We start from the raw sequence: 23060 nt of genomic DNA, 5'->3' as shown, positions 1-23060 counted from the left end.
TTCTTTGGCCATCTTAAGGCCTAGTTCTCTATCCTTCAAAACCAAACTAATATTCTCAATTGCCGAAAGCCATGGAATCAACCTATCTTCCTGAAAAACCATTGAAATATCCTCTGTAATTTTAACTTCACCTTCATCTGGGTAAATAAGCCCCGCTATTAAATTAAAAACAGTAGTTTTTCCTACCCCTGATGGTCCAAATATACACACTATTCCTTTTTGCGGAAATTCTATAGTCTTCTTCTCGATAACTACCTCTCCATTAAAGCTTTTACTTACACCCTTAAAGATAATCATACATAATACCTGCCTTTTTAAAGAAGAAATTAATTACTTTTACAAACCCCTTTTCAAATAATAGGCTAAGTATTATTACCACTACAGTCCAAGCGAAGATATCAACAGTTTCTAGATAAATTTTAGCATTGTATAAATTTCTTCCTATAGTTCCTTTAGACAGTCCGATTACCTCAGCTGCAATTCCAGCCTTCCAAGCAAAACCTATACCAACATTACAAGCCGCAGCAAAATATGGCATAATGCTTGGAATATATACCGCCTTTAACACTCTTCTTTTAGGTATATTGAAAACCTTTGTCATTTCTAAAAGCTTGATATCAGTGTTTTTAATTCCTTCAGACACATTTTCCCATACCATAGGCAATACCATTAGAAATGCTATAAAAGCAGATATTCTATAAGATTTTAACCATATTAAAGCAAGTATTATAAAGGATGCCACAGGCGTTGATTTTATAATATTTAACACTGGCTTAAAAAAATAATCAAGTATTTTAAACTTAGTTGTGATAACAGCTAGTATAGTTCCAGATACTAACGCCAGTATTAAGCCAATAAATATTCTCATAAATGATATTCCAATTGATTTCCAAAATAATGTTGTAAAAGATAACTCAACTATACGCATAAAAATATTTATTGGAGATGATATTAAAAGCTCTTGATCCACAAACAGATAAACCAATTGCCATATAAGTAGCCAAATTAATAATACTCCTGTCTTCATTACAAATTTACTTATTTTACTTTTTACCCTCGTAGTAAAAATCTTCATCAGGTAGTTCTCCCCCTACGGACTTTGGATTTGCTTTAAATAACACCTCTAAAAACCCACTAGTCATTGACTTCATTTCACTTCCGTCAATAAAAGTGATACTAGATTTAGGAATAGCGATCTTTGCTGGTGCTGCTTTCATTATATCGAATTTTTCAATTAATGCAGCACTTTCATCTATATTATTATTAACATATTCTGTTGACATAGCGTACTCTTCTAAAAATGAATCTACAACAGCTTTATTCTTCTCTAAGAATTCTGTTCGAACAATAATGCTTCCCATTACTAGAGCACTTGGGTTTTCACCAGATACGGTTTCCCATTCCTTTGTCATATCTAATGCAATCTTAACATCTTTATTTTGCATTAATACAGATGTTACAAATGGTTGTGGAAGTAATGCGATTTCTATCTCTCCTGCTGCCATTAAAGTCGCAACTTCAGAATGCTCAGCTCTGTATTCCACTTCTACGTCCTTGCCAACTATTAGTCCATTTTGTTCCAATACGTAATTTAAAACATATTCTGGAGTTGTTCCTTGACCAGTTGCATATATTTTTTTCCCTCTAAGATCGTCAATCTTTGTAATTTCTACTCCATTAGTTACTATATATAAAACTCCTAAAGTATTATTAGCGATAATCTTTATTTTTCCTTCAGTTTTTTTGTAAAGTGTCGCAGCTAGATTTGTAGGAACTGCAGCAATATCTACTTGTCCTGTAGTAATCATCCCAACTACTTCATCAGGTGCACCTGACAAGCTAAAAGTATAATCATTTTTAGTTTTACCTAATTCGTCATCTTCCATAAGTTTAACCATACCCATACCTGTAGGACCCTTTAAAGCTACAATATTTGCTTTTTTTCCAACTTCTTCCTTTGAACATCCTGTAAACCCTGTAAATCCAATAAATAATACAACTACTAACGCCATAACTTTCTTCATAATAATAATCCCCCTTCTATAACTCGTTTATATTTTTTATAAATATTTGTTTACCTTCTTTTTTGATAATCTTTTTTTCCTCAAGGTCACAAATAATTCTATATAAAGATGCTCTACTAATATTCAGCATCTTAGATAGCTCTGTAAAACCTATTTTAACATCTACTTCATATTGTCCTTCCCTCGTCATACGCGCATTGTTACGTAAAAATATACTTAACTTCTCTTCTACAGTATTTACAGTAAATCCATCTATCTTCCTATTTAAAAAATATATTTTTTCTGTTAAAACTGATATATAATTCTTAACAAGTATAAAATCTAGCTCAAACATTTTTTCAATTAAATTCTCATCAATAAATAATATTTTGCAATTACCTATTGAACTTATTTTGCTTACATATATATTTTGTTTTGAAAATATAGTTGCTACTCCAAAAATATCTCCTTTATTTAACACTCTAAGTACTAAATCACCATCGTTCCCTTTTGTTACTATGGCACTACCATTAATAATAATACCTAAACCATTAAAATAATTGTCTCTATCATAAATTGTGCAGTTTTTCTTAAAATCAGAAATATTTGCCTTCTCTAATAATATACCCTCAAGAATTGTTCTATTAGTACCACTAAATAAATAACTATTAAATAAACCATCAATTTCTAAACTGCTTATGCCCACAATGTGCACCACCTAATATGTCTTAGATAAGACACTTTTAATTTATTGTATCCCCTATTAAATACATTGTCAATATTTTAGTAAACACAAGTTTTCGTAAATTCACACTTCCGTAAAAAAAGGATATATCTCAGGAAATGCAGTTACTTATGCAGACCTAGAGAAATCACAAAAACATATTTGAGCAGAAATAAAAATATACCAAACTATTTATTAACTTAATTGGATATAATTTAACTTTTGGTTTAGTTTCATTATTTATGTTCTTTGCACTTTATTTATTTAAATAATAGAGTGACAAGCGCTTGTTAGATACTTGAATAAACTAAAGAGAGCACTGAGACTCATATAGTCTCAGTGCTCTCTTTAGATGGCAGGAACTTTTCAATATACTTCTCTCCCTTAAAAATAGTGAATTAACTAGTTCACTAAACCATTCTTATGCTTAAATATTTTTTAAAAATGTTACATATATTTATTTAATATCTGTTCAAAATCTGATTTAGGTCTAAATCCAACTATATTTTCTTATATTGATATTTTTAATCTTCTACAGATTGTATTGCTCCCATAGGACAATATCTTATACATTTACCACACGTAGTACACTTATCTTCTATAACAGTAGGTGCACCAAATCCAACTTGTTGTATAGCATTTACTGGACATACTCTCACTGATGGACATGGATGATTTTGTGGACACCTATTCACAATTACTTTAATTTTCATAACCTTCACCTCTTTTTTTTCTATACCTCTAAAAGGAATTATTTAAATTGTATCTAGCATTCAAAACATAAATGCTAGAAATATTTATACCCCCTATAGGTATATAAGAATATTAACATATTGAAATTTATCTGTCAATAACAATTTAATATTTTTGCTCTAAAATTATTATGGATCTGATTTATAAAGACTTTATAAAAAAAAACTGTGTCATGAGTTTTACCTCATACACAGTTTTTATAGCATCCACAAATAATAACCACAATTTTTCATCATGATTATCTCCATAATTTTCAGCTAATCAAAATTATAACCTTTGACTAACAATTCCATTTTGCTTATTTTAAATAATTATTCGTTACAATGTCCAAAATGTCCACTTACATGCTTTCCATCACTTGCAACTGCAATTTTCATTTATAATACCTCCCTTAATTTAATTAAATTTATATTTCTTAATGTCGTGCAGGACCAGACATTTTTAATTGTTCTAATTCACCATTATTATACTTTAAAAGAACTAAATTTATAACTATACTGTCACATTTATATGCTTTAATTCCTGATTTTTCAATAATTTCAAAAGCATTAGGCCCAAGGTTACCTGTAATTATAACATTTACATTTTCATCAACTAGTTGATTAGATGCAACAATCCCTGCTCCACCACTAGCTGTTTTACCTTTATTCTCTATAACTTTAATATCTTCACTTTCTGTATCATGAATTTGAAAATATTCACACCTTCCAAACACTGTATCTAATAAATCATCACTAGCTTTACCCGCTGACGAAATTGCTATTTTCATTAATTAACCTCCAAATCTTTTATTATATTTGTTACTATAGGATTAAAAATAAGTTCAAGACTTTCATTTGCATTTTCATATCCATACTCTGCTAAGTTGCTTATGCTACTCAACATAGGGAGCTCTGCTAAAAGTTTTAAATCCATTTCCTTTAGAAATTTATCCGTGCCTTCACCATTATAAAGTTTTATTTCTTTACCACAATCTGGGCAAGTTATATAACTCATGTTTTCAATAACACCTAAAACATTAATATTCATCTTTCTTGCCATATTCACCGCTTTTGATACTATCATAGAAACAAGATCCTGTGGTATAGACACCATAACTATACCATTTATTGGAATAGTTTGCATTACTGTTAATGCAATATCACTTGTTCCTGGTGGCATATCAATTACTAAATAATCAAGATCTTCCCAAATAACATCTGTCCAAAACTGCTTAACCACATTTGAAAGCATAGGTCCTCTCCAAATTACAGGATCATCTTCTTTTTCTGTTAAAAAATTTAATGACATAACTTTCATACCATCACTAGTTACAACAGGCAACATACCTTGTTCATTGTTAGTAGCTCTTTTACCTTTTAATCCAAGAAGTCTAGGAACACTTGGTCCTGTTATATCTGCATCTAATACTCCTACACTATAACCAAGAGCTTTTAATTGTTTTGCTATAAGAACAGAAATTGAAGATTTGCCCACTCCTCCTTTACCACTCATTACACCAATAATTTTTTTAACATTATTTAGTGGATTATTTTCAATCATACACGTTTCCTTATCCTTTGAACATCCATCACTTGATGGACATGTATTACATTCTGCCACAAAATCATCTCCTACATTTTATTTCTTTCCTACATTTACTACATAATCCTACAAATATAATATTCGAATCATATATCTCTAAATCTTTTTCTTTTTCCATTTTTTTATTTAGCTTTAAATAGTCAAGATTCAAACTTTGACTATCTAAACCAATCATCCTATGGATGTATATTGGCATTTGCTATTTACAATTATTATACTACTCCTTTTATTTGTTATTGTCAAATGCCAATAAGCCTCAAATAAAAACTATAAGAGGCGCTTGGAAAATTACTTTAATAAAAAAACACTTGAAAAATGATTGTGTTTATCCTTTTTAAAAATGAAATTATTATTTTTTGCCATTTAATTGCTCTGCAATAATTCTTGCTAAATACTTAGCAGTATTTTTCCCTTCCCCAATATCATTAGTATATGTGCCTACCTCAAGTAGTACTGCATTATCACTTTTATTCTGGTTATAAAACCCAAGTCCATATTGATAAGGATAGATTGGGGTGTCTCTCAAAAGATCAGGATATAATTTATTTGATATTCCTATCATGGAATTTATTAATTTTTTCTGCTTATCATATCTAGGGTTTTTCTCAGTTACTACAAACTGAAACTTTGCAACATTTACCCCATTTATTTTAGTCATTACTAAAATCTTATTCTTTACACTATCTCTATGTATATCTATAATTAAATCAAAATCTCCATATTCTTTTAAATACTTATCTAAAGTAACTCCAGATTTTTTATAGGCATTATCATAATCTCCTTTATCATTCACTGTCTTATCATGTACAACTGCAATTCCATATTTTTTTTCTAGTTCCTCAGTTATTACATCTCCAACAGCACATACGCTTCTTGTTGGATCCAAACTATTGGTAGTTTTAAGTGTTTCTTTATCTGAGGTGAGGTAAGCTTCGCAGGTATGAGTATGATATATAAGTACTCGTGGTTCTGCTTTATTTAGAGCTTGTTTCAAATTAGGATTATAGAGGTCTGCAATAACATTAGGAGCCTCAACACTATCTTCAGATTTACTTACTTGCTTATCATCTAAATTAAAGGGGGTAAAAATAAATGCTTTTATTTTCTCCACACTATTGCCCTCATCAGTAACACTTACATCAGTACTGCTTTCATTATTATCCAAATATGCCCTTTTACCTGAACAAAACCAATGTTCTTCATGTCCATGTTCTATCAACTTGTGAAATTGCTTCATAAATTAAAAGCTTAGAATTGTTTTCACAATTCTAAGCTTTTATATATTAATTTTTATATCCAATAGCTTTAGCGGGGCATTTATTTATGGCTGTCTTTATATTTTCATTTTCTTCTGACTTAACTACCGTCTTAAGCACCTGTGCTTTTCTATTTTCTATAATAAAATTATCCGGAGATATTTTATTACATACTCCACAACCAATACAGTATTGCTCATTTATGCGAAGTATACTCTCTTCATTATTCAAAACATCATCACTGGGTATATGTTCTTTTTTTACCAACCTTGAGACAAAATAAGCCATAATAAAAATTGATATAGTAGTAAACACCCATCTTATAGCCATGAATTTAAGGCCTAAAAATTTTGCTTCATTAGCAAGCATTGGTATTTTAATTACAGCCCAGGTACTGAGCATAATTACTATACTTGAAACACTTGCTCCTTTTTTTAAAAGCATTTTACACACTGGAAAAGCTGCATATATAGGACCTGCTGAGAAACTTCCAAGTAAGAAAGAAAATATAGATCCTTTAAAACCAGAACCTTCACCTAAGGCCTTTTCTATTGATTTTTTAGGAACCCAGGCTTCAATAAGAGATGTTAGTAACAATATAACTGGCATAATTATAAGCATTTCTTTTATATAATATAAACTGTTATTTAAAGACTGAAGGGCTTTACCAGGCATTAGAATTCCTATCACTATATAAGTCACAGCTACTAGGGTTAATAGCATATTATTTTTTAGTTTTTGTCTAATCGAGCTCACATCACCACCCCCATTAATAGAGCAATTATAATGGCAAATATAAAGCTCAAAGAATTCCTTGCTATAGTAAACCTTAAACCAAATTCTCTTTTTTCAAGAGGAAAAGTCACAACGCCTACCATAGTTAGCGTTGTTAAAAATGCAACTACTGGTACTATGTTAGCTCCAGCATTTACAAGAGAACCCACTAGCGGGAAAGCAACGAAAGCAGGTATTAAAGTTATACTTCCTACAAAAGCTGATACAATTGTAGATATAAGAGCGTTGGAATTACCCATATATTGCTTTATTGTATCAGGAGGAATAAACGTTAATATTAAACCAATAAGAAAAAGTATACCTATTATTGAACCCATCATGTTTCCCATAAGACCTTTTGACATCTTAATAGAATCTATCGTTCTTTTTTTATCTTTAATTATAGACCATATAAACCATGATCCAGTAATAACCCAAAGTACAATAGTAAATATATCCATGCTAGTTACCTACATAATTTTTAGGGTTAGGTGCTTTAATTACGAAAAATTCAAGAATTTCTTCATTAAAATTATTTATATTCATTTTTATATTATATGGTATATTAACAATATTCCCCTGTTGATATTCTTTTTCTTCTTGTTCGCCTAGTTTTATAGTCAATACGCCTTTTACTATAACCATATATACATTAGAATTAGAAAAGTGTTCCGCCAGCCCCGTTCCTTTAGTCAGTGTCATATGCATTAAAAGTAAATTATCATCATCGATAACTTTTGTAACGTTTTTTTCAATAGATTTGTTGAATTTATAATTTTTTTCTATCATTTTAATTTCCCCTTTCAAAATGTCTCTACCCGTATTATAATTGAGTCTAGGAAACAATTCAGTTACCATGGTTACTAATTTTGAAAAAGGAGATAATTAATATATGTTAAACTATATACCACTACTTAAAAACATCGATTTATTTAAAGATCTTTCTTTTGAAACTCTAAATCATATGTTTACCAAAGACTTATATGAAATTAAAAAGTATAAAAAAAATTCTATAATATATTTTCAAAATGAAAAATGTACACGATTTGACATAATTTTAAAAGGAACTATATTAGTTCAAGATATTGATTCAAAAGGCAATGCATTAACTATTAGTCATTTCAATATTGGTGATGTTTTAGGTGGAAATTTGCTTTTTTCACATAAAAACTTTTATCCAATGACCATTATTGCAAAAACTGATGCCATAGTACTTCATATAAAAAAAGATTTAATCTTAAAATTATGCCAAACCAATGTGGTTTTTTTAAATAATTTTCTCCAATCACTATCAGATAAAACTTTAATATTGACTGACAAAATCAAATCATTATCTATGAAAACTATAAGGCAATGCATCATTGATTTTTTAATATATGAAAGTTTCTCCCAAAGCAGTAAAATAATTAAATTACAATACACAAAAAAAGAACTTGCTGAAAAATTTGGAATTCAAAGACCTTCTCTTTCTCGTGAATTAAATAAAATGAGGAAGGACGGATTAATAGAATATGACGCTCATTCTATTACAATAATTGATATAGAGTGAAAAATGACATGACAATAAAACCATTCTTTTTTAAAAAATAGGCTGGTATTATATAAATACCAGCCTATTACAATAACCTATTTTTAAATTTTTGCTTGTATTCATACATGTTTTTATCTGCAATTCTAATCAATTCATTATAATCAATTCCATTTTCGGGGAAATTAGAAATTCCATAGCTAAATCTACACACAAATGTGTTTTCTTCAAAAATAATAGGATTGTCACAAAATTCTTTAGCTATAGTTTCTAATTTTTCTTTTAGATTTTGTAAATTCGTTTCCCAAAAAACTGCAACAAATTCATCTCCTCCAAATCGTGCAAATATATCTGAAATTCTTATTTTACTGCTTAAGTCACTTGCAAAGGTTTTAATAAATTGATCTCCAGCTAGATGCCCATAAGTGTCATTAATAATTTTCAGCCCATTTAAGTCGAATACTACCACAAAAAAGCTCTCATTGTACCTTTTTGCTCTACCAATTACTACCTCAAATAATTCTTCGAAATATCGCCTATTATATACATTAGTTAAATTATCATACCTAGATAAGTACACCGTTTCTTCATAAAGTTTATGTTTTGCAATACCAATCTCAATTTGATTTTTTAAATATTCTAATACGTCTAAATCAGATTCACTAAAAGCATTATTTTGTGTGCTATCAATATTTATTAAACCGTACAATTTTTTATCTAAAAGAATCGGTATACTAATAGATGATTCCACTTTAATTCTATCCGCTGTTTCTAAAAGCTTGGTATACTTTTGAAAGTTGAGTTTTTGAATATCATTAATTATAATAGATTTATCTAAGTTACCTCGCGATGCATTCCAAAAGAAAGAATCTTTCAATTTGAAGCCAAGTTTTTCTGTTTCAGTACTATCATACCCCTTGCTAGCAATGGCTTTTAGATTTTCTTCTTGATCCAAAACTAAAACACAACCAAGATCGCGATTATCCATTGCCACAGTTAACTTTTCTAAAACTAATATAAATAATTCTTTAATATCATTCACTTCAAGGATAGCATGATTTATTTCTAACATTAATTCTTTTAGTTTTAAAAGTCTAGTTATCTTATTTTCAATTTTTTTAAGTCGTGTAATATCAGTCATATTTCCTGCAATTCCAACTACTCGACCTTCTTCATTAACAACCGCCCCTTTAGTAAAAAGAACATCATGCACTGTTTGATCTGCATGTTTTACTTTACCTTCATAAACTTGCTTTAATTTGGACTGCATTAATTCCATATCAGCTTTTAAAAAAACATCTGCTAATTCTTTTGGGTTCATATCATAAACTGTGTGACCTATAATTTCTTCTTTTTTCAAACCTAAATATTCTGTAAAGGTAACATTACAATGTTTGTATATTCCCTTTTCATCTTTATAGAAAATCGGGTTAGGGATTGTGTCAATGAGAGTTTGTAGAAACATATAATTTTCATGAAGCAACAATTCAACATTTTTACATTCAATAGTAACCTTACTTCTACAAATATAAATCTAGTTTTTTTATCTTGCTACATTTAATTTCACATTTTCTTGAATTATAGGCTATATTTATTTTTAATGTTCATTTATAAACTTATCTAGTTGACCGTGCCAATCATCTGGTTCAAAGGTTTCTACAATTGTATCCTCTCCAAATAATAGGTCTACTAAATATCTTGGTTTTTTACCTCCTATGTACATTGATTTAGTACAAGAAACACAATAAACAACCACATCATTAGCAGGCATCTCATTAGCACGTTTTTTCATTTGCTCTTTAACTTGATCCTCAGGAAGAACGCCATAAAAACTATCTCCACAACAAGTACCTGAACTTCTTGTTTTTTCTGGTTCTATCACAGTTATATTCATTCTTTCTAATAACACTCTTACTGCACTCTGTACTCTCTCCTCATTCCGAGTAGGACAAGCATCCAATATAGTCATTTCGCATCCACTATAATTGGGGAACTGAAATGTTGTGCTCTTCGCTAATACCTCCCAAAGTGAAATTGTTGTTATTCCCGCGTAAAGTTCTCTATAACGTCTATCACAACCAGCGCAAGTATTTATTATTTGCGTACCCTTATCCAAATTGGGTTCATGCTTACAGCAAATAAGATGTTCATCTATATTACCTAAATCTCTATTTAAAAATCCCAACACTTTTCTCCCTAGCTCTGGTTTGTAAATCATCAAAGCACACCCAGGTGCAAATACTTTTTTCATAACAGTTCCCCACCTCTTTTTATATTTTAACAAACTAATCTTCTACAATTATTATATCAGTATAAAAACACAAACACATCCATGATATTTTAAGTATCATCGATGTGTTTGTATATACCCCTATAGATATTTAAGAATAGCTAGCGATATAGTTTCGCAAACTGAATATTTACTCTGTAACATCATTCTCATCTTGCTCTTCAACTTCCAAATCCTCAAGTGCCTCTTTCATTGCACTGCCAACATCACCCATAGGCTCATTAGCTTTGTTTTTTAAGGTTTGCTTAATTTCATCACTCTCTATATTTATTCCTTCGTTAATATCTTCATCAAAATCTTTAGCATTTTTAATAATAATATGTGTAATTTCACTACAACACCTTTGATACAATAAACCCAAAATAGTTCCTCCAATTGCAATACCTAATCCTGCAAATAATGTAACCCCTTTAATAGAGTTTATCTTATGTTTTTTTTGTTTATATTTAAAGTCTTTTACCAATTTTTCTATATTATTCATATGTACCCTCCTTAAAATAATTATTATCTTTCTATTGTTATATTATCTCCCAACTATTATAAAAAATTCAGTTTAGTAGTATGTCATTATATTAACAATCTAAATAATAATTTTTAACATAAAAACAAAGAATAGTATGTTATTATATATAGATATAAAATTAATTACAGTTTTTAAAATAATTTAAACTAAAGGGGTGAATTTATGAAAAAAGTACTTACCACTTGCGGTTATTGTGGATGTGGGTGTAATTATTACTTAAATGTAGCAAATAATGAAGTAGTCGGTGTTACTCCTAAAAATAATGATATTGTAAGCAAGGGCAAACTATGCGTTAAAGGCTGGCAAGGCTATAGTTTTGTTAATCATAACGATAGGTTAAAACAACCTTTAATGAGAACTATGGATGGAAATTTTAAAGAGGTTACCTGGGAGGTTGCTTTTGAATTTATAAGTTCCTCGTTTAATAATATCATTAAAAAAAACGGTCCTTCGGCTGTTGGAATGCTATCCTCCGCTAGGTGTACAAACGAAGAAAATTATCTTATGGTAAAGCTAGCAAGATCAGTACTCCATACAAATAATATAGATCACTGTGCTCGCCTCTGACATAGCCCTACAGTGGCTAGTTTAGCCGCAGCATTTGGAAGTGGAGCTATGACTAATTCAATTGAAGAGCTTGAAAATACCGAGGTTATTTTTGTTATTGGCTCTAACACTACCCAGCAGCACCCCTTAATCGCCATGAGAATAATAGACGCGGTTAAAAAAAATGGTGCAAAATTAATTGTAGCGGATCCAAGGAAGATACCTTTAGCTGAAAACGCAGCTATTTATGCCCCTCTTGCCCCTGGAACTAATTTAGCATTTATAAATGGACTATTAAATGTAATTGTAAGTGAAAACTTAGTGAATAGTGATTTTGTAGAGAACAACACTGAAGGCTTTGAAGAATTTAAAGATTCCATTCAAAAATATACACCAGAATTAGTTTCAACTATTACAGGTGTACCTGAAAATACTATTAAAGAGATTGCAAGGCTATACGCTAATGCAAAAACAGCTTCAATTATATATGCTATGGGCATAACACAACATATAAGTGGTACAAAAAATGTAGCAGCCCTTGCAAACCTCGCTCTAATAACTGGTCAAATAGGACGAGAATCCACAGGAGTAAATCCACTTAGAGGACAAAATAACGTTCAGGGTGCCTGTGATATGGGAGCATTACCAGATGTACTTCCTGGCTATCAAAGCCTAAAAGATGAAAATATAAATAAAAAATTTGCTGAAGTTTGGGGACAAGATTATGCAAGCGAAAATGGAATGACCTTAGGTGAAATGATGGACGGCTCAGCTAACGGTAGCGTTAAATCTCTTTTTATAATGGCAGAAAACCCAATGCTTTCAGATCCAAATCTAGACCATGTAAAAGAGGCCTTAGAGAATTTAGAACTTCTTGTGGTTCAGGACATTTTCATGACAGAAACCGCAAAGCTAGCTCATGTAATCCTACCTGGAGCTAGTTTTATTGAAAAAGATGGGACTTTCACAAATACAGAAAGAAGAGTTCAAAGAGTAAGAAAAGCCATAGAACCTGTTGAAAGTAGTAAATCAGATTGGCAGATACTATGTGGTTTAATAAAATCTCTTGGCGGCTGTGCAGATTACTCATCCCCTTCTGACATAATGGAAGAGATTAGAACATTAGTACCTAGCTACAGAGGAATAACTTACGAAAGGCTTAATGATGGAGGACTTCAATGGCCCTGCACGGATATTAACCATTCAGGAACAAAATTTTTGCACAGAGGAAAATTCACCCGTGGACTTGGTAAGTTTAGCGTAAACGAGTACACAGAATCCACTGAACTAGCAACTAATGAATATCCTTTCATTCTAACAACAGGACGAATGAACCATCACTATCATACTGGTACTATGACTAGGAGGTCTTGGGCACTAGACAGAGAATATCCACATGGATTCATGGAGATTAATCCACTAGACGCTGAAAAACTTGGGCTAAAAGAACGTAGCAAAGTGAAGGTAACTTCAAAAATAGGTGAAGTTATAACAGAGGCTCATATTACAGATAAAATATCAGTAGGAGTTGTATTTATGACCTTTCACTTTGGTGAACAATCAGTAAATAAGCTTATCGGGAGAAATTTAGATCCAATTGTACAAATACCAGAGTTTAAGGTTTGTGCTGTAAAAATAGAGGGGGTGAAGTAAATGTATACTCTTAAAAAGGAAGATTTAAAAGAACTTTTAAATACTTGGTCTAAATCATCATTTGATGTTTATTCACCTCAAAAAAATGAAGGGCAAGTTATGCTCCTCCCTTATGGAGACGATGAATTGTGCCTAGATTATATTAACTTCCCTTTTCCTGTAAAGGAATTTCTTTTTAAGCAAAAGGAGAAACTTTTCCAATGGAAAATTAACAATAGTGGAGTAGAAGTTCATGAAGATGAAACTCCCAGAGACAAAAGTATACTGTTTGGAATTAGGTCCTGTGATGCATACGGGATTGCTTATATGGATAAATTTTTTCTAGAGGATTATGAGGATGCACTATACAAAAAAAATAGAGAAGCCACATGGATAGTTGCTATGAACTGCGTTAGCGTAGGCGACGATTGCTTTTGCAGTTCAATGGGAACTGGTCCTTTTGCTCGCGTAGGTTATGATATTCTCTTTACTCCACTTGAACATGAATATTTAGTAGAAATTGGAAGTGCTAAAGGCGAAGAATTAATTCTCCTAGGAGAAAATTTGTTTACCGCGGCTGACAATAAGCTGTTAATTGAGAAAGACAAACTTACAGAGGCTACTTCAGATAAATTTAAAACAAAAATTAAAGTAAATAATATTGCAAAAGTTCTCCAAGATAATTTTAATGATCCATTATGGAATCAGCTTTCAAAAGATTGTGTTTTATGTACTGGTTGTACAAATATTTGCCCTACTTGCACCTGTTTTAATGTGGTGGAAGAAAATATAAGCTGTGACAGCGGATGTAGAGTTAGGTGTTATGATTCTTGTCAAAGTGATTCCTTTACTAGAAATGCTGGGGAACATAATCCGAGAAACGATGTATCCAGGGTAAGATACAGATTGTTTGATAAATTTAAATATATTGAAGAAAAATTTAATATGAAGGGTTGCAGTGGATGTGGACGATGTACGGCCGTTTGTCCAGCCTCCATAAATGTGGTTAATGTAATCAATGAATTAAGTGAAAGAAGTATCGTAAAAGAAGACAATAATTTAGTAGAAACAAATATCTCCATAGATCACGCCGATAAAGATATTGTTTATTCTCACCCTAAAGAAAGCTGCGAAAGCACTTATGTTCCTCAAATAGCTATAATTACAGATATTATTCAGGAAACAAAAACTATCAAAAGATTTTTCCTGCAATATGAAGATAAGTCACTTCACGAAAATTTTAAATTATCGGGCCAATTTTTTGAAATAACAGTCTTTGGCGTTGGTGAGATAGCTATATCCATTCCTTTTTCTCCAAGTCAAAAGCATATTTTTGATTTTTGCATAAAAAAAGCCGGTAAAGTAACGAATGTAATGCATCAAATGAAAATTGGAGATAAGGTTGGCCTTAGAGGACCTTTTGGCAAAGGATTTCCCTACGCAGAACTTAAAGGTAGAAATGTTCTTATTATTGGAAGTGGAGTTGGTATTGCCCCAGTAAGGACCTTCATAACACATGCTCTTGAAAACACTCAGGATTTTGGTAAGATTGTAATTATAGGCAGTTCAATGACCTATGAGGATATGATATACAAGGATGATTTAATAGCATGGAGTAATACCCTGGGTGTAAAAGTTTTATATGCCCTTAGTTCTCCAACCACTAAAGTTCATGCCCACGTGGGTTATATAAATGATTTATTACCCGATCTAGAATTAGATTTCAAAAATACTTCAGCAATAATATGTGCTTCTCCAAGAAGAATAAAGGCACTTGCAAAAGATTTAATTAAACTAGGAATGAGTGGCACTGATATATATACCTCCCTAGAAACACATATGCGGTGTGGAATTGGTAAATGTGGGCATTGTAAGGTAGGGAATAAATACATGTGCATAGATGGACCAGTATTTAATTATGAGGAAATGCTGACACTACCGCCAGAATTTTAGAGAGGTGAAACTATTGGAGGACTTTGGATCTGCAGTTATTTTATGTGGTGGGAAAAGTATTAGAATGGGCTTTGACAAGTGTAATATTAAAATCAATAATAAGTTTTTAACTGAAATTATTGCAGAAGAGCTTGCGCAGATTTTTACAAATATAATACTGATATCGAATGATGTTGAAAAATTTAAGGATACAAAATATATGGTGGCGGAAGATATTATAGCAAATGCAGGCCCAATAGGAGCCATTTATACAGCACTAAAAAATACTACTTCTAAATATGTTTTTGTTACCGCTTGCGATATGCCTATAATAAATTTAAATTATATACAGTATATGATGGAAATAATAAAAAGCGAAAATGTACAAGGGGTTGTATCTTATAATTCTAAATATATAGAGCCCCTTTATGCTTTCTATTCTATTGATATGATTGCTATTTTTGAAACTGAGATAAAGAAAGACAACTATAAACTCCACGATGTAATTAGAAACAGTAGGATGTATTATGTAGAAGAAAATAGCTGGAGAAAATATTGTGGTGGCAAGGATATTTTCACTAATCTTAATTATAAATCTGATCTTACAGTTTTAAAAAATATATTTTTGGAGGACTCATAAGTATAATGAACATAACAAAACAAGTTAATATTAAAAGGATAAAAAATGGACTACAAGAAGACACCTTGGATTTAATAATAGAAGAAATACCCTTAGACATATTTGTGAATCACGAATTTTATGCAACCCTTATGTGTACACCTATTGAAGTAGTGGAACTGGCTGTAGGCTTTCTTTTTTCTGAAGGAGTAATTTCCTCTATGAGTTCAATTATAAGCATTGACGAAGTGTATGAAAATAGGATATGTATAATTTTAGACCATGAAATTACTGTAGATGAAAGTGGTGCAAAGGCTATAACCTCTGGTTGTGGGAACGGAAGTATTCGTGTAATATCTCTTGAAGAATGCAGTATTAAGACTATAGACAGCAATTCTAAATTCCCTATAGTAAATATCATAAAATTAATGAGTGAATTTAATAATAAATCAGAGCTTTTCAAACAAACTGGTGGAGTTCATAGCTGCTGCCTATGCAGTGAAAATAGTATCCTTGCTTTTTCCGAGGATATAGGTAGACATAATGCTTTAGATAAGGTAGTAGGAAAAGCGATGCTTATAAATATGGACCTTAAAGATAAGCTTGCAATGACTACAGGAAGGATTTCTTCAGATATAGTCGTTAAAGTAGCAAAGGCAGGTATACAAATTATAGTTTCTCATTCTGCACCAACCTCTTTAGCCCTAAGCCTTGCTAAAGCTGCAAATATAACTATAATAGGTTTTGCACGTGGCATTCGAATGAATATTTATTGTAATGAACATAGAATAATTTAAATTTACAAACAAAAGCCACCCTCTTAAAGGTGGCTTTTGTTTGTAATATAAATATTACTGAAAAATTTTATTTATATTGCTGAAACCTCAATTGCTTGAAGTCCTTTCTGACCCTGTTCTGTTTCAAATTGTACTTTTTGGCCTTCGTCAAGACTTTTTCTTGATTCATTTCCTAATATTGCAGATGAATGAACGAAAATATCTTTTTCACCTTCAACTTCAATAAATCCAAATCCTTTTTCTACGTTAAACCATTTAACTGTTCCGATTTTCATTGTTATTCCTCCTAAGACAAAACACTATTATGTAAGATACACTAATTTTGTATCAACAGTGTTACCCTTATAATATACCACAATAACAGAAAATTATCAATTTTCTTACGAATCATAATATATTATAATTTTCCATTGTTTAACTCTTTAAGGGTAATTTAATTGAAATTTTCTATTCTTAAAATACTTTCTACTTTATTTAAGTTTTCAGACTCTTTAATTTTTGCTATAGAGTTCCTTATATCTTTTTCTAAAGCTTTATGAGTAATAAACACTAAAGATACAAAATCTTCATGTTGCACATTCTGAGTTACAGATACTACACTTACATGGTTTTTACCAAATATAGATGCTATACCACCTAAAACCCCTACTTTATCCCTAACATTTAATCTTATATAAAATTCAGAACTATTTTCTTCTGAATTTTTAATTCTTTTATGTCCTAAATAATTTTTTGAAGGCTTATCTATTGCCATATTTTCATTATTTCTTAGAATTGATATTATATCTCCTACTACAGCGCTTCCAGTAGGCAATTCCCCTGCACCTCTGCCATAAAGCATTAAATCTCCAACTGCATTTCCTTTAATAAAGATTGCATTAAAGGAATCATTAACATTTGCAATTGGATGAGTAGCTGGTACTAAGGTTGGATGCACTCTAAGTTCCAATTGATTATTCTCCTCTTTTCCTATGGCTAAAAGCTTTATTACATACCCAAATTTCTTTGCATACTCAATATCTATAGAAGTAACATTATTTATTCCTTCTCTATATATGGAGTCCGGGTGAACTTTCGTACCGAATGCTAGAGAAGCCATAATTGCAAGTTTATATACCACATCATATCCTTCTACGTCAGCTGTAGGATCAGCTTCAGCATATCCCTTTTGCTGTGCCTCTTTTAAAGCGGTTTCAAAGCTCATTCCTTCTAATGACATTTTACTTAATATATAATTAGTTGTTCCATTTACAATCCCAGTAATCTGCTCTATTTTATTAGCTGTAAGGCTTTCATTAATTTCACGAATTACAGGTATTCCTCCTCCTACACTTGCTTCATAGTAGAACATAACTTCTTCATCCTCAGCTGTAGAAAATAATTCCTCGCCCCAATTAGCAAGTACAAACTTATTTGCAGTTACTACATGTTTTTTTGCTTTCATTGCTTTTAGCATATAGTCTTTTGCTTCACCCGAACCCCCGATGAGCTCTACTACGATTTTTATATCCTCATCATTTAATATGTCTTCAATATTATCTGTAAGGATTTCACTTGGAACGATTATTCCTCTATCCATGCTTATATCTCTTACTAATATTTTAGCTATTTCTATTTCATAACCAGAACGTTTCATTATTTCATTTTTATTTGTATCTAATATGTTCCATACTCCCCTACCTACATTTCCAAGTCCGAGTATTGCTATCTTTATCTTTTTCATATTTCTCACCCTTCCTATTATATTCAATTATAAAAAGCTCTTATTTACACTCATTTTCAAAGGTATCATAAATTGCTCTAATAGCATTTTTAAAGTCTTCATTTTCAATTCCTACAATTATACTTAGTTCATTAGATCCTTGATTTATCATTCTAATATTTATTTCAGCCTTAGCTAAAGCACTAAAAACTTTACCTGATACGCCCTTTGTTCTTATCATACCTTTTCCTACAACTGCTATTAATGCCATATTAGGGTATACTATTAAAGAATCTGGGCTACACTGTTTTTCAATTTCTTCTAATACTTTTTCAAGCTTATCCTCTAATTCATTATCATCGATTATAAGGGACAGTGAATCAAGACCTGAGGGTATATGTTCAAAAGAAACGTTATTATTTTCTAAAATTGAAAGAACCCTAAGGTAATATCCCTTTTCTCTTTTCATTAGTGTCTTTTCTATCGCTATTACTGTAAAATCTTTTTTTCCTGATATTCCTGTTATATCTCTGATTTTGACTTCAGCACTATCATCTATAATATAAGTGCCTTCATCTGAGGGTTTATTAGTGTTTCTTATATTCGTTGGAATACCATCCCTTTTTACAGGAAAAATTGCCTCTTCATGAAACACATTAGCACCCATGTAAGAAAGTTCTCGAAGTTCTTTATATGTAATTTCAGAAATATGCTTTGGATTATCTACTATACGAGGATCTGCCATTAGGAATCCTGATACATCAGTCCAGTTTTCATACACTATAGCTCCTACACTCTTAGCAATTATAGCCCCTGTTATATCTGATCCGCCACGTGAAAATGTTTTTATTTTTCCATCTGTTGTTGCTCCATAAAATCCTGGAATTACTGCTTTGTAAATTTTTGACAGTTTAGTTCTTACTGCATCATATGTAGCCTCTTCATTGAGTTTTCCGTTTTTCTTAAAAATAATTATTTCAGCTGCATCCACAAATGGAACTCCTAAATAGTGAGATAGTATTAGTCCGTTGAAATACTCTCCTCTACTTGCCACATAATCCTTAGTTGCACCATTAATTATCTTTTCCTTTAAGTCCTTTAGGCAGCTTAATATATCAAAGGTTATATTAAGATCTTTGCATAACTTTGTGTATCTTTCTTCAACACATCTATAGACCTCGTCAAAAGGTACCCCCTTTTGCACATGTTCCTGGCATAAATATAGTATATCTGTGATTTTATAATCATTCACATCTCTTTTACCAGGAGCTGAAGGCACTATGTATCTTCTTCTCGCATCTGACAAAATTATATCTCTAACCTTTGCAAACTGACCGCTGTCAGATAGTGAACTTCCTCCGAATTTTGCCACAATAACCCCATTCATAATAAACCCACCCTTTCTATTTGTAAATAATAGTCCCTTTAAAATCTATATCTAACTGTTTAACTGTCCATTCATCTTTAAGCGCTGATAAATATTTAGTAATTTCCACTTCAAATTCTTCATTTTCATCATTAATTATATTCATAATAGTGGGTCCAGCACCACTTAAAAATACGCCTTTAGAGCTTAGTTCTCTACATCTTTTAGTAATATCACCATAATTATTTATAAGGTTTCCTCTATAGCTCTGATGAAGCTTGTCCTCACAACCAATTCTAATCATATCCATATCCCCATTACTAAGTGCTGCTATCATAAGTGCTGTTCTTCCTATATTAAATAACGCATCTTCATATGGTATTACCTTCGGCAATATACTTCTAGCTTTTTCTGTTGACAAAGTAAAATCTGGTATCAAAGCACAAAGTTTAAACACTTTCTTTAATTTTATTTGCTGTACATAAATGTTTTTTTCATCTTTTATAGAAACAGCCATCCCTCCATATAATGCAGGTGCCAGATTATCTGGATGGCCCTCAATTTCTGCTGCTATTTCCAATATTTCCTTAGTACTTAGCGCCCCTTCTGCAATTTCACTTGCTGCCATAACTCCCCCTAGTATACATGCAGCGCTGCTTCCAAGTCCTCTTGATACTGGTATATCGCACTGCATTTTAATTCTGATTCCAGGGCTTTTATATCCTATTTCATCAAAACACTTTTTCATTGACGTATATACTAAGTTATTTTTATTTTTGAATTTTTCCGCGCAGCCTATGAACTCTAACCCTTTGTCTATCTCTTCAAACTCAAATTTATTATATAAATTAAGGGCGATACCTAAACAATCAAATCCTGGTCCAAGGTTTGCACTTGTTGCTGGAACTCTTATTTTAATCATTTTATTCACCTACACTTTCAGAAAATCATTAATTACATTTTTCATGTTTTCTTTAATACATACGTTTTTATAGATTATTTCCTTGTTTTTCAAGTCCTTAATTGAAGAAGGTACTTTAAGACCTGTGTTTTTTGAGAGTTCATTAATTAATTCAAAATCATCAAAGCTCTCAGTATCTACAGAAATACTATTACACACACTCCTTGTAAACTTGAATGGACTTGCTGTAGATACTATAATTGTTTTTGTATTATCATCTGTTTCCATCTTATATTTTTTATACACTGAATAAGCTACAGCAGTATGGGTATCCATTACATAATTAAATTTATCGTATACTTCCTTTATACTTTTAAATGTGTCTTTGTCTGTTGAAAATCCAGCATGAAAATCTTTTAAGCCATTCTTCATACCTTGAGTTATTTCATACTTTCCATCTAAACTCAGTTTTTTCATTAATTTCGAAATAACTTCTTCATCTCTACCACTTAAATAATAATTTAGTCTTTCTAAATTACTAGATACAAGAATGTCCATAGATGGTGATGCTGTAATCATAAATTTTCTATGAGTATCATAAACTCCTGTTTTTATAAAATCGGAAAGTACATTGTTTTCATTTGATGCACATATGAATTTATTTACTGGAAGACCCATTTCACTTGCATAATATGCTGCAAGAATATTTCCGAAATTTCCTGTTGGAACTACTATATTTATTTTTTCATTATTTTTTATTTCACCCTTCTTTAAAAGTGATAAATAAGTATAAAAATAATAAACAATTTGTGGCACAAGCCTTCCTATATTTATTGAATTAGCTGAAGATAAAATATAATTATGTTTATCTAAGAATTCACTATATTTACTATCGTTAAAAATTTCTTTAACGCCACTTTGTGCATCATCAAAATTTCCTTCTATTGAAGTTACATAAACATTATTACCTTCTTGAGTAGTCATTTGCCTTTTTTGAATTTCGCTTACTCCCTTTTCAGGATAAAAAACTATTATTTTTGTTTTGTCTATATTTTTAAAGCCCTCAAGTGCTGCCTTTCCTGTATCTCCAGAAGTAGCTGTTAAAATTACTATTTCTTTTGTTATTTTATGTTTATTCAAAGCAGTCTTTAATAAATGAGGAAGTAGAGATAGTGCCATATCCTTAAATGCAAGGGTTGGTCCATGATAAAGTTCTAAAAAAAACTCGTCCCCTTCTTTCTTCACTTCAACTATTTCCTCTGAACTAAAATTATTACTGTAAGCTTTCTTAACGCAGTCACTTATTTCATCTTCTGAAAAATCTGTTAGAAATTCTTTTAAGATGTAATTGGCTAACTTACAATAACTAAAATCCATAATCTTATGAAGTGGCGTATTAATTCTCGGAATTTTAACTGGGATGTATAATCCTCCATCCTCTGCCATACCTTTTATAATAGCTTCACTAGCTGTTATGAGCTCGCTACTTCCTCTTGTACTTTTGTACATTAAATTCATATTTATTCCCCCTTATACTTTGAACGGTATATATTGTTTGAATTTTGTGAACTTAGTAATTAAGTATAGTAAAAGCACTGTTAACTCTTGTTAACAGTGCTTTTACGATTTATAATAAATATTTAAAATACTTAGTTTTCAATATATTTTAAAACACCAATAAATACGGTATTTTTATTACTGAAGTATTCACAATTATTTAAATCATTTTTATATCAACACCATTATGAAAAGTTATCTCCTAACTGATCATAATATAAGATTCAAATAATTCCCTCTACTTATATTTTAAGAAGTTATGGAGCAATTAAAAAAGCTTATTAAAGTATTTCCCATGCTGGTGGTAATTGACCCTATTATCATCATAATTGCCCTCCTATTTTTTAAAATTTATTATGTTTTATATATTGTTGTTATTTTACTATTTTTTTATCGGCTTGTCAAGTTATTACTTAAATCTATCTAGGTAATTATGATCCGTTTATGATAATGTCTTAGTATACCGTTTTTGATTATGTCCCAAACATACAAAAATATAGTGTAGAATATACCTCATAAGATTGTACAAATGGGGTGTTGATAATCAGAAAGGTAGATTTAAATATGAAAGAA

At 30.9% G+C, this 23060-nt stretch carries 25 protein-coding genes; 5 read left to right on the top strand and 20 right to left on the bottom strand.

Annotation, left to right across the window (positions count from 1 at the left end; genetic code table 11):
* From JJD95_RS14080 to JJD95_RS14025, 12 genes are all read right to left on the bottom strand, one after another.
* Positions 1 to 297, bottom strand: a 297-nt coding sequence (locus JJD95_RS14080; RefSeq protein ID WP_291643658.1) for an ATP-binding cassette domain-containing protein, incomplete at its 3' end; no start/stop codon positions are given.
* Positions 284 to 1075 (bottom strand): ABC transporter permease, encoded by a 792-nt coding sequence (locus JJD95_RS14075; protein WP_291643657.1) that lies wholly within the window; start codon positions 1073 to 1075, stop codon positions 284 to 286. The genes JJD95_RS14080 and JJD95_RS14075, both read right to left, overlap by 14 nt.
* Positions 1044 to 2024 carry an MqnA/MqnD/SBP family protein gene (locus JJD95_RS14070; protein ID WP_291643656.1) on the bottom strand — a complete coding sequence of 327 codons (981 nt, stop codon included), beginning with the start codon at positions 2022 to 2024 and terminating at the stop codon, positions 1044 to 1046. The genes JJD95_RS14075 and JJD95_RS14070 overlap by 32 nt, the downstream gene beginning before the upstream one ends.
* A gap of 16 nt (positions 2025 to 2040) precedes the next feature.
* Complete coding sequence (locus tag JJD95_RS14065) at positions 2041 to 2709, bottom strand: Crp/Fnr family transcriptional regulator (protein ID WP_291643655.1); 669 nt, start codon at positions 2707 to 2709, stop codon at positions 2041 to 2043.
* 542 nt (positions 2710 to 3251) lie between these two features.
* The gene (locus JJD95_RS14060; RefSeq protein ID WP_291643654.1) at positions 3252 to 3440 is read right to left on the bottom strand and encodes a 4Fe-4S binding protein; all 189 of its coding nucleotides are present in this window, start codon (positions 3438 to 3440) and stop codon (positions 3252 to 3254) included.
* A 455-nt stretch (positions 3441 to 3895) separates the two neighbouring features.
* Positions 3896 to 4249 (bottom strand): NifB/NifX family molybdenum-iron cluster-binding protein, encoded by a 354-nt coding sequence (locus tag JJD95_RS14055; protein ID WP_291643653.1) that lies wholly within the window; start codon positions 4247 to 4249, stop codon positions 3896 to 3898.
* A complete protein-coding gene (locus tag JJD95_RS14050; RefSeq protein WP_291643652.1) occupies positions 4249 to 5082 on the bottom strand; it encodes an Mrp/NBP35 family ATP-binding protein in 834 nt (277 codons plus the stop codon). Before JJD95_RS14050 ends, JJD95_RS14055 begins: the two co-directional genes overlap by 1 nt.
* 4 nt (positions 5083 to 5086) lie before the next feature.
* Entirely contained in the window at positions 5087 to 5260 is a 174-nt protein-coding gene (locus JJD95_RS14045) for a Fur family transcriptional regulator (protein ID WP_291643651.1), read from the bottom strand.
* Positions 5261 to 5413: 153 nt separating this feature from the next.
* Positions 5414 to 6301 (bottom strand): stage II sporulation protein P, encoded by an 888-nt coding sequence (locus JJD95_RS14040; RefSeq protein ID WP_291643650.1) that lies wholly within the window; start codon positions 6299 to 6301, stop codon positions 5414 to 5416.
* A 46-nt stretch (positions 6302 to 6347) separates the two neighbouring features.
* Complete coding sequence (locus JJD95_RS14035; protein WP_291643649.1) at positions 6348 to 7076, bottom strand: permease; 729 nt, start codon at positions 7074 to 7076, stop codon at positions 6348 to 6350.
* Positions 7073 to 7555, bottom strand: a complete 483-nt coding sequence (locus JJD95_RS14030; protein WP_291643648.1) for a permease — start codon at positions 7553 to 7555, stop codon at positions 7073 to 7075. Before JJD95_RS14030 ends, JJD95_RS14035 begins: the two co-directional genes overlap by 4 nt.
* Position 7556: 1 nt before the next feature.
* Positions 7557 to 7883, bottom strand: coding sequence for a cupin domain-containing protein (locus JJD95_RS14025; protein WP_291643647.1), 327 nt, complete (start codon positions 7881 to 7883; stop codon positions 7557 to 7559).
* A 103-nt stretch (positions 7884 to 7986) separates the two neighbouring features.
* Here JJD95_RS14025 and JJD95_RS14020 point away from each other — a divergent pair, with 103 nt between their 5' ends.
* On the top strand, positions 7987 to 8643 hold the full coding sequence (locus JJD95_RS14020; RefSeq protein WP_291643646.1) for a Crp/Fnr family transcriptional regulator: 657 nt from the start codon (positions 7987 to 7989) through the stop codon (positions 8641 to 8643).
* A 67-nt stretch (positions 8644 to 8710) separates the two neighbouring features.
* Here the strand turns inward: JJD95_RS14020 and JJD95_RS14015 are convergent, their stop codons facing one another.
* From JJD95_RS14015 to JJD95_RS14005, 3 genes are all read right to left on the bottom strand, one after another.
* On the bottom strand, positions 8711 to 10087 hold the full coding sequence (locus tag JJD95_RS14015) for a diguanylate cyclase (RefSeq protein WP_291643645.1): 1377 nt from the start codon (positions 10085 to 10087) through the stop codon (positions 8711 to 8713).
* A gap of 132 nt (positions 10088 to 10219) precedes the next feature.
* Complete coding sequence (locus JJD95_RS14010; protein WP_291643644.1) at positions 10220 to 10873, bottom strand: heterodisulfide reductase-related iron-sulfur binding cluster; 654 nt, start codon at positions 10871 to 10873, stop codon at positions 10220 to 10222.
* Positions 10874 to 11042: 169 nt separating this feature from the next.
* Positions 11043 to 11393: a hypothetical protein gene (locus JJD95_RS14005; RefSeq protein WP_291643643.1), complete on the bottom strand. Its 351-nt coding sequence runs from the start codon at positions 11391 to 11393 to the stop codon at positions 11043 to 11045.
* Positions 11394 to 11597: 204 nt separating this feature from the next.
* Here JJD95_RS14005 and fdhF point away from each other — a divergent pair, with 204 nt between their 5' ends.
* Genes fdhF through fdhD form a run of 4 tightly spaced genes read left to right on the top strand, consistent with a single transcriptional unit; the run spans position 11598 to position 16961 of the window.
* Positions 11598 to 13634 carry a formate dehydrogenase subunit alpha gene (gene fdhF / locus JJD95_RS14000; protein WP_291643659.1) on the top strand — a complete coding sequence of 679 codons (2037 nt, stop codon included), beginning with the start codon at positions 11598 to 11600 and terminating at the stop codon, positions 13632 to 13634.
* Positions 13635 to 15566 carry a 4Fe-4S dicluster domain-containing protein gene (locus JJD95_RS13995; RefSeq protein ID WP_291643642.1) on the top strand — a complete coding sequence of 644 codons (1932 nt, stop codon included), beginning with the start codon at positions 13635 to 13637 and terminating at the stop codon, positions 15564 to 15566.
* Between the two features lie 4 nt (positions 15567 to 15570).
* Positions 15571 to 16185, top strand: a complete 615-nt coding sequence (locus tag JJD95_RS13990; RefSeq protein WP_291643641.1) for a molybdenum cofactor guanylyltransferase — start codon at positions 15571 to 15573, stop codon at positions 16183 to 16185.
* A 5-nt stretch (positions 16186 to 16190) separates the two neighbouring features.
* Positions 16191 to 16961, top strand: coding sequence for a formate dehydrogenase accessory sulfurtransferase FdhD (gene fdhD, locus JJD95_RS13985; protein ID WP_291643640.1), 771 nt, complete (start codon positions 16191 to 16193; stop codon positions 16959 to 16961).
* Between the two features lie 71 nt (positions 16962 to 17032).
* On the opposite strand, the gene JJD95_RS13980 is transcribed toward fdhD, so the two are convergent.
* The 5 genes from JJD95_RS13980 to thrC form a co-directional block, all read right to left on the bottom strand.
* Positions 17033 to 17236 (bottom strand): cold-shock protein, encoded by a 204-nt coding sequence (locus tag JJD95_RS13980; RefSeq protein ID WP_291643639.1) that lies wholly within the window; start codon positions 17234 to 17236, stop codon positions 17033 to 17035.
* A gap of 158 nt (positions 17237 to 17394) precedes the next feature.
* On the bottom strand, positions 17395 to 18684 hold the full coding sequence (locus JJD95_RS13975; RefSeq protein WP_291643638.1) for a homoserine dehydrogenase: 1290 nt from the start codon (positions 18682 to 18684) through the stop codon (positions 17395 to 17397).
* Between the two features lie 40 nt (positions 18685 to 18724).
* Positions 18725 to 20050 (bottom strand): aspartate kinase, encoded by a 1326-nt coding sequence (locus JJD95_RS13970; protein ID WP_291643637.1) that lies wholly within the window; start codon positions 20048 to 20050, stop codon positions 18725 to 18727.
* Between the two features lie 16 nt (positions 20051 to 20066).
* Positions 20067 to 20951 carry a homoserine kinase gene (gene thrB, locus JJD95_RS13965; protein ID WP_291643636.1) on the bottom strand — a complete coding sequence of 295 codons (885 nt, stop codon included), beginning with the start codon at positions 20949 to 20951 and terminating at the stop codon, positions 20067 to 20069.
* A gap of 9 nt (positions 20952 to 20960) precedes the next feature.
* Entirely contained in the window at positions 20961 to 22448 is a 1488-nt protein-coding gene (thrC, locus tag JJD95_RS13960; RefSeq protein WP_291643635.1) for a threonine synthase, read from the bottom strand.
* Positions 22449 to 23060: the final 612 nt, after the last annotated feature.

Origin of the sequence: Clostridium sp. (assembly GCF_016650035.1) — a bacterium.
Lineage (GTDB): Bacteria > Bacillota > Clostridia > Clostridiales > Clostridiaceae > Clostridium_AD.
Note: the sequence above shows the minus strand (reverse complement) of the source record. Positions and strands in the feature narration are given on the sequence as shown.